The following is an 8097-nucleotide window of genomic DNA, read 5'->3' on the forward strand; positions in this document are numbered from 1 at the left end:
GGGTGCGCTGATCATATTGGTTGGATTCTCCGCCGGAGCAGATGTCGGGCTGTATGCCGTTTTCGTCTATTTTGTCGTCCAGATGGTCGACGGGTATTTAATCGTCCCAATGGTGGCCAAGCGCGCGGTCGATTTAGCACCAGCCCTGGTCTTAGGCGCGCAGATTCTGTTTGGCGCGCTTTTCGGGATATTAGGATTGGCGCTTGCCGACCCCATCATTGCGATGATCAAAGTCACGCTGGAGCGGCAATCTGCGCGTAATGAAGCGCGTGGCATCCGCGAAGGGCCGTGAACCCAAAAAATGCTGCTGACGGTCTGCTTTTTGATGGGGATTGCCAATTTTTTTATGCACAGGGCGGTCGCGGAATCGGGGCACCCCTTTGTGGAAGACACCAAGCGCTGTTTTAGTGCGCATTTCAGTCCTTTTGGCAGCTATGCCATTGAACTGGCGTTGCTCATCGGCGCACTGTGGCTCGCGAACGAAGGGTCATTGACGATTTCACTTTTATACGCCGCGTATACGGCCATCAATGGTGTTGCGACATGGTGGCTGCTGTCTGGCAAGACATGATGGGCCTTTGTGCTTTGCTTTAATCTAATTATAGGGCGCCTGTGCCTCCATTAGCTCCCACTTCTGACGCCAAGCCCGATTTCGCAGTCATGCGGCGCTTTCTGCCCTATTTATGGCCGAAGGATGAGACTGGCTTGCGCGTGCGCATCGTCTTTGCCTTGCTGCTGGTGGTTATCTCGAAACTCATCCAACTCAGCATGGCGTGGGTGTACGGTCGGACTATTGACCGGATGGTTCCGGGCATGGAAGACAGCGTGGCGATCGCCATCGCATTGGTCGCGGCTTATGCTGGCGCGCGTTTTGGCGGCGTGTTGTTCGACAATTTGCGCAACGTGGTATTTGAACGCGTCGGGCAAGAATCCACGCGGCGTCTGGCCGAGAATGTATTTAGCCATTTGCACAATCTGTCGATGCGGTTCCACATGAACCGGCGGACAGGCGCAGTGACCAAAGTCATTGAGCGCGGAACGAAGAGCATCGATATCATGCTCTATTTTCTGCTCTTCAACATCGCGCCCACATTGCTTGAGCTGTTTTTGGTCTCGGTGTATTTCAAGATTTCTTTTGGTTGGGGCATGGTTGTCGCAACGCTGATCATGGTTGTCAGCTATATCGCCTACACCACCGTGATCACCAACTGGCGCAACAAATTGCGTGAGGAAATGAACGAGTTGGATACCCAGACCGTCGCCAAGTCGGTGGACAGCCTATTGAACTACGAAACGGTCAAATATTTCAACGCCGAGAAGCGTGAGACCCGCCGCTATGCCGAAGTCGTCCACCATTACGCAAATGCCGCCGTCAAATCGGAAAACTCGCTCGCCGCTCTGAACATTGGTCAATCGCTCATCACCAACCTCATGATGGCGGGGGCCATGGGCTATGTCGTGTGGGGCTGGTCGCGGGGCCAGTTTACGACGGGCGACGTCGTCACGGTCAACACCTTGCTGGCGCAGCTATTCCGGCCATTGGACATGTTGGGCATGGTGTATCGCACCATTCGCCAAGGCCTCACCGATATGGCCGCGATGTTCGCACTCATCGATACCCCTGCGGAGATAATGGACAAACCAAATGCGCCTGCGCTGGCGGTCAGTGGCGGGGCTATCGTGTTTGATGAAGTGTATTTCGGCTATGACGCGGAACGACAGATCCTCAATGGCGTCAGTTTCGAGATAAAACCCGGCCACACGCTTGCGGTGGTTGGTCCTTCTGGCGCCGGCAAGTCGACCATCGCGCGGTTGCTGTACCGTTTTTACGACGTCACCGGCGGCCGGGTTACGATCGACGACCAAGATTTGCGCGATGTCACGCAGTCCAGCCTGCGCAGTTCCATAGGCATAGTGCCCCAGGATACCGTGTTGTTCAACGACAGCATTGGCTACAATATCGGCTATGGCCGCGAAGGCGCAAATCAGGCTGAAATCGAAGAAGCGGCGCGTGGTGCATCGATCCATGGCTTTATCGAATCCTTACCGGATCAATATGCCGCCAAAGTGGGCGAACGCGGATTGAAACTGTCCGGTGGCGAAAAGCAGCGTGTGGCGATTGCCCGCACTTTGCTTAAAAATCCGCCGCTTTTGATATTGGACGAAGCGACCAGCGCCTTGGACAGCCGGACGGAGTCGGAAATTCAAGCGACTCTTGAGCGTATTTCGGAACGCCGCACGACCATCATCATCGCGCACCGGCTTTCGACCGTGGTCAACGCTGACCAAATCATCGTGCTTGAGGCGGGCCGCGTGGCCGAGAAAGGCACGCATGTGCAGTTGCTCCGCAAAAATGGTCTCTACGCTGACATGTGGGCACGCCAGCAAAGCGAGGCCGAGGAAGGCGCCATTCCCGCCGCGTAAAATTACGCGCTATCCACAAGCGTCTTGGACCAGGCCGAAGTGGGCTCTGTTATTGGCCGTGCGGTCGCGCTAGGGCTTCGGCATGGCCGCCGTCGCTCCCTCCCCCACGCCAGCCGATATATTGCACCGCCTGTTCGGCTTCCCCGGATTTCGCGGGCAGCAGGAGCAGGTAGTGACTCGCGTTCTTGCGGGGCAGCGGACGCTTGCGATCATGCCGACGGGCGCAGGCAAGTCTTTATGCTATCAATTGCCCGCCGTGATCATGGACGGCACTTGTATCGTGATATCGCCGCTGATTGCGTTGATGCATGACCAGATGCGCGCAGCCGACGCTGTCGGTATTCGCGCGGCGACACTGACATCGGCCGACGATAACCGCGCGGAAACCATATCACGGTTCAGGGCGGGCGAACTTGACCTTTTATATGTCGCGCCGGAGCGGGCATCGGGACAGGAATTCCGCAGCCTGTTACGTGAGACACAGATATCGCTATTCGCCATTGACGAGGCGCATTGCGTGTCCGAATGGGGGCATGATTTCCGGCCCGATTATCGCTTGTTGCGCCCGTTGCTCGACGACTTTGCCGACGTGCCAAGGCTGGCACTGACGGCGACCGCAGACACCCACACCCGCGAAGACATCGCCGAACAATTGGGCATACCCAGCGATGGCGTCATGGTGGCGGGTTTTGACCGGCCCAACATTCGTTATGTCGCCGAAGCCGCACCAAACAGCGGCGTCGCATCCTTGGTAAAGGGGTTGCAAGGGGCAGGCATAGTCTACGCCCAAACGCGTGACCGCACCGAGAAGATTGCGGCGCAAATCGCAGAGACAGGACGAAGGGCGCTTTTTTATCATGCAGGCATGGAGCCGCAAACACGCGCCCGTGCGCAGGCCGAATTTGTGTCGTCCGAAGACATGGTCATGGTCGCGACGGTGGCCTTCGGCATGGGAATCGACAAGCCGGATGTGCGCTTCGTCGTGCATGCTGGGCTGCCGAAGTCCATCGAATCCTATTATCAGGAAAGTGGCCGTGCAGGACGCGATGGCGACCCCGCGGTCGCGCATATGCTATGGTCAGCAGGTGACTTCACGCGCGCGCGCGCGCGGTTGAACGAGCTTCCACCCGAACGGCGCGAGGCGGAATTGGCGCGCGTTGCTGCATTGTCACATCTGGTCGAAACACCCGGATGCCGCCGCGCTGTGCTTCTGCGGCATTTTGGGGAAAGTCCGCCAGAAAGCTGTGGCAATTGCGACAATTGCCTGCACGCACCCGATGTGCACGACGCGACCGAGCTGTCCCGTAAATTATTGTCGGCAGCATATCGGACGGGGCAGATGTTTGGCATGGGCCATTTGGAAAAAGTCCTGATGGGCAATGGAGACGACCGGATAACGCAATTCGGGCATGACCAGCTTTCGGTTTTCGGCATTGTGGACAGGGCAGAGGCCGCGATGCTGAAACCTTTGTCGCGTGCACTTCAGGCGCGCGGCGCCTTAGTGGCAAATGAACATGGCGGTCTAAAGTTGGCGGGCGATGCACGCGCGATCATGCGCGGTGACCAAAAAATCCAGATTGCGATTGTAAAACCGAGCGCCAAACGCAGCGCAGGCCGTCCGGACAATCCAATCGGCAATCCGTTGTTTGAGGCCTTGCGCGCCAAAAGACGGGCGCTCGCGGAAAATGTTGGCGTCCCTCCTTATGTTATCTTCCATGACGCCACCTTGCGCGAGATGGCACTGACGCGGCCAGCCGATATCCACGCCTTGGGCCGGATCAGCGGCGTTGGCGCGCGCAAGTTGGAAGCCTATGGCGCGGAATTTCTGTCTGTGATCGCACAATACTGAATTTTAGGGCCTTTCCGATCAAACTATTCTCCCGTCTTGTTATCGATTGCAGTTTAATTTAGGGCCAAGAGATCGCCCGATTTTAGGTGGCTTTACAACAGGATTTGCTGATGTTCCGGATGGTGACTGATACATTTTATGCGGCCCCGCAAATCACCGTGTCGGACGTTGCCGACGCCGCCGATGCAGGGTTTTCGATGATCATCAACAACCGGCCTGAAGATGAAGCGGCCGACCAGACCTCCGGGTCAGAAATCGCAGCAGCTGCTGCGGCCGCTGGCTTGGAATATGTGGCCATTCCCGTTACACATGCCGGCTTTGCAGAATGGCAAGTGACCGCGATGGCAGACGCGCTGGACAAGGGCGATGGCAAAGTGCTGGCATATTGCCGTTCAGGAACGCGCTCCACTTTCCTGTGGGCGCTGGCCCGCGCATCCCGCGGAGCGCATCCCGCCACCTTGGCGGAAAAAGCGTCGGATGCCGGCTATGACCTCGCCCCCGTAACCGCGATGATGGATATGTTGCGCGGGCGTGCTTCGTGACGGCAGAATTGCTCAAGCTGGCGGGGTCCATTGCCGCGATCTTGTTCATCGCGTGGCTTGCGCGGTTCCTGCGGCTCGGTGGTGACGTCCGCATCCGCAGCGAAGAGCAAGCCCGCGAGATTGCCAATGAAACCTGCTGCGGGTTCGATCCGGTGGAAATAGCCATTGATAAAGCGGGTATCGCCGCGCTCCTGCGCGATGCCGACGGCAGGCATCTGCTGGTCCGCCGCCATGGCGTGCAATGGGCGGGAAGGCTGCTCGACCGACATAATGATTCCCGCCTGGACCAGAATTTTCTCACCGTCGGTACAGGGGAAAAAACCTTTGGATCGGTCACGCTCAATCTGGGTTCGCAAGCGTCGCACTGGGCGGCTGGCTTGCGGCATTTAAAAATATAGGACGCACATATGCCGGAGCTCTTCAACCCAATTGATTACGCCGTTCCTGCGTTCATCATACTCATCGTGGCAGAAATGCTTTGGGTGCGGCGACGTGCGCCAGAGAAATACGACCCCCGTGACACGCTGACGTCACTTGCATTGGGTACGGGCAGCACCGTTGCAGGCGCGCTATCCGGCGCCTTGGTGTTCAGCCTTGCTATGTGGATATACGAACAACGCTTTTTCGATATCGGCTGGGTCTGGTGGGCGTGGCCCTTATGCTTTGTTCTGGATGATCTCGCTTATTATTGGGCGCATCGGTCGGGACATCGCGTGCGTTGGTTCTGGGCAAGCCATGTGAACCACCATAGCAGCCAGCATTACAACCTATCGACCGCGCTGCGCCAGACATGGACTGGCTTTATCGCACTTGGTTTTATCTTCCGCATACCCTTGGCATTTCTGGGTTTTCATCCCGCGATGCTGTTGTTCGTCGGCGCGTTCAATCTCATTTATCAGTTCTGGATCCACACCGAGGCAATTTACAAATTCCCGCGCTGGGTCGAATATATCATGAACACCCCAAGCCACCACCGCGTCCACCACGCGACGAACCCGCGCTATCTCGATCAGAATTATGCCGGAACCTTCATCATCTGGGACCGCATCTTCGGGACATTCACCGAAGAGGTGGAGGGCGAAAAGATCCGCTACGGGATTGTAAAACAATTGGGCACGTTCAACCTGTTGTGGAGCGTGTTTCACGAATGGATTGGCATCGCACAGGATGTGAAGTCTGCGCCATGGCGGCATAAATTTTCATATATATGGCGCGCGCCGGGCTGGAGCCACGATGGCAGCAGGGACACATCCGATAGTATCCGTGCACAGTGGTTGCAAAGCCGGCAAGCCAAGGCTGACTAAGGCTATTTACTGCCTTGCCAGTAGTTAATCGCCCGCTTAAACCGCGCTACGCAGATGGAGCAGGTGATATGGACGAATTTGACATCATTGTTATCGGCGGCGGTTCCGCAGGCAGTGCCGCAGCCGGACGACTGTCCGAAGGCGGCAAATATAAGGTCTGCTTGATTGAGGCCGGCGGCAATAACAACAACATGTTGATCAAAACGCCCGGTTTCATGCCGTTTATCCGCAATGCGTCCAATTATAAATATGACACTGTCCCACAAAAGGGCCTGAATGGCCGCACGGGCTATCAACCGCGCGGTAAGGGACTTGGCGGGTCAAGCGCGATCAACGCGATGGTGTATATCCGTGGCCACAAATATGATTATGACAATTGGGCCGCCTTGGGTTGCGATGGCTGGTCCTATGACGACGTGCTGCCGTTTTTCAAACGCTGCGAAGATAATGAACGCGGCTCTGACGCCTTTCATGGTTCGGGCGGGCCGCTTTCGGTTTCTGATCAACGTTGGCCACAAGCCGGCAGCCTTGCCTTCATTGAGGCGGCGGCAGAATTGCAATTGCCCATCAATGCGGACTTCAACGGTGCAACGCAGGACGGCTTTGGTCTGTATCAAGTCACGCAAAAGGGTGGCGAACGCTGGACCGCAGCGCGCGCATATGTCGAGCCTGCGCGGGATCGCATGGAAGTTCTCACCGGCGCTTTGACCGAAAAGATCATCGTCGAAAATGGCCGCGCTACTGGTGTTATCATTCGGCAGGGACGCAAGCGCCGCACCATCAAGGCGCGGGGCGCAGTCATATTGTCGGCGGGCGCATTTGGCTCACCACAAATCTTGATGCTGTCCGGCATGGGGCCAGCCGAACATTTGCGCAGCGTCGGGGTCGACGTCGTTCATGACAAGGCCGCTATTGGCGCCGACCTGCAAGACCATATCGACTATGTTTCGAGCTTTGAAACCCAATCGAAGGCCGATTTCTTCGGCGATTCATTGGCTGGCACGGGCAAGATGGTCAAGGCGATCATCGAACATAGGTTTAAGCGCACCGGCGTAATGACCACCTGCTTTGCCGAAGCGGGCGGGTTCTGGCGATCGGATGCAAGCTTGCCCGCGCCCGACATCCAATATCATTTTGTGCCTGCGGTGCTGGAAGATCATGGCCGGTCGAAGGTGAAGGGCCATGGCTTTAGCTGCCACGCATGTGTGCTGCGCCCTGAAAGCCGCGGCACGGTCCGTCTGTCGTCTGCAGACGCCAGCGTCGCTCCGCTGATTGACCCTGCGTTCCTAAGCGATAACCGTGACATGGCGACTTTGCGCAGCGGCGTGCGCGCTATGCACCGCATATTCGAAGCGCCCGCGCTTGCGGCCTATAACGGCAAAAACCGGCATCCCGTGGATATCAATGACGACGCAGCATTGGACGACCTAATCCGCAGCCGCGCCGACACCGTCTACCACCCAGTGGGCACATGTCGCATGGGGCCAAATGATAGCGACGTCGTTGACTCGCGCCTGAAATATCGGGGTATTGACGGCCTATATGTCGCCGACGCCAGCATCATGCCGCGCCTTGTTTCTGGAAACACCAATGCGCCCAGCATGATGATCGGCGAAAGATGTGCTGAATTTGTCCGGGCTGACTTGCAATAATCTTGCGTAAACGCGGCACTGCGGTTAACCGCGTGCCCCTTATGGCGATAAATAGAACAGAATATATCAGCACCCGCGGCAACGCGTACGCGCTCGATTTTGCAGGCGTCACCCTGACGGGTTTGGCAAGCGACGGGGGCCTGTATGTGCCCAGGCATTGGCCGCAATTTTCAACAGAAGAAATCACCGCAATGCGCGGCCTGTCTTATGTCGATCTTGCCGCGCGTGTCATGGCGCCGTTTACCGCAGGTGTATTGGACGAGGCAGAGCTCAAGGGCCTGTGCGCCACAGCTTATGGCTCCTTCGCCCATCAAGCCGTTGCCCCA

General features: G+C 57.2%; 8 protein-coding genes and 1 pseudogene. All 9 read left to right on the forward strand.

Translation table 11 applies throughout. The features are described 5' to 3' along the window. A partial coding sequence (locus ACIQ2T_RS10455; RefSeq protein ID WP_397590755.1) for an AI-2E family transporter occupies positions 1 to 292 on the forward strand: 292 nt, incomplete at its 5' end. 54 nt (positions 293 to 346) lie between these two features. Continuing rightward, entirely contained in the window at positions 347 to 571 is a 225-nt protein-coding gene (locus tag ACIQ2T_RS10460; RefSeq protein ID WP_397590756.1) for a hypothetical protein, read from the forward strand. Positions 572 to 612: 41 nt separating this feature from the next. Further along, positions 613 to 2424, forward strand: a complete 1812-nt coding sequence (locus ACIQ2T_RS10465) for an ABCB family ABC transporter ATP-binding protein/permease (RefSeq protein WP_397590757.1) — start codon at positions 613 to 615, stop codon at positions 2422 to 2424. 82 nt (positions 2425 to 2506) lie between these two features. Beyond that, on the forward strand, positions 2507 to 4273 hold the full coding sequence (recQ, locus tag ACIQ2T_RS10470; RefSeq protein ID WP_397590758.1) for a DNA helicase RecQ: 1767 nt from the start codon (positions 2507 to 2509) through the stop codon (positions 4271 to 4273). A gap of 110 nt (positions 4274 to 4383) precedes the next feature. Continuing rightward, positions 4384 to 4815, forward strand: a complete 432-nt coding sequence (locus tag ACIQ2T_RS10475; RefSeq protein ID WP_397590759.1) for a TIGR01244 family sulfur transferase — start codon at positions 4384 to 4386, stop codon at positions 4813 to 4815. Continuing rightward, a complete protein-coding gene (locus ACIQ2T_RS10480; protein WP_300037586.1) occupies positions 4812 to 5213 on the forward strand; it encodes a hypothetical protein in 402 nt (133 codons plus the stop codon). Before ACIQ2T_RS10475 ends, ACIQ2T_RS10480 begins: the two co-directional genes overlap by 4 nt. Before the next feature lie 9 nt (positions 5214 to 5222). Continuing rightward, positions 5223 to 6119, forward strand: a complete 897-nt coding sequence (locus tag ACIQ2T_RS10485) for a sterol desaturase family protein (protein WP_315470802.1) — start codon at positions 5223 to 5225, stop codon at positions 6117 to 6119. Positions 6120 to 6187: 68 nt separating this feature from the next. Further along, the gene (locus tag ACIQ2T_RS10490) at positions 6188 to 7771 is read left to right on the forward strand and encodes a GMC family oxidoreductase (protein ID WP_397590760.1); all 1584 of its coding nucleotides are present in this window, start codon (positions 6188 to 6190) and stop codon (positions 7769 to 7771) included. A 41-nt stretch (positions 7772 to 7812) separates the two neighbouring features. Further along, positions 7813 to 8097, forward strand: a pseudogene (locus ACIQ2T_RS10495) (threonine synthase); the annotation flags it as partial.

Origin of the sequence: Sphingorhabdus sp., assembly GCF_044357595.1 — a bacterium.
Lineage (GTDB): Bacteria > Pseudomonadota > Alphaproteobacteria > Sphingomonadales > Sphingomonadaceae > Sphingorhabdus_B.

Coding starts and splice junctions, on each gene's coding strand:
- ACIQ2T_RS10485 (WP_315470802.1), top strand. CDS start 5,223: ATGCCGGAGCTCTTCAACCCAATTGATTACGCCGTTCCTGCGTTCATC.
- ACIQ2T_RS10490 (WP_397590760.1), top strand. CDS start 6,188: ATGGACGAATTTGACATCATTGTTATCGGCGGCGGTTCCGCAGGCAGT.
- recQ (WP_397590758.1), top strand. CDS start 2,507: ATGGCCGCCGTCGCTCCCTCCCCCACGCCAGCCGATATATTGCACCGC.
- ACIQ2T_RS10460 (WP_397590756.1), top strand. CDS start 347: ATGCACAGGGCGGTCGCGGAATCGGGGCACCCCTTTGTGGAAGACACC.
- ACIQ2T_RS10475 (WP_397590759.1), top strand. CDS start 4,384: ATGTTCCGGATGGTGACTGATACATTTTATGCGGCCCCGCAAATCACC.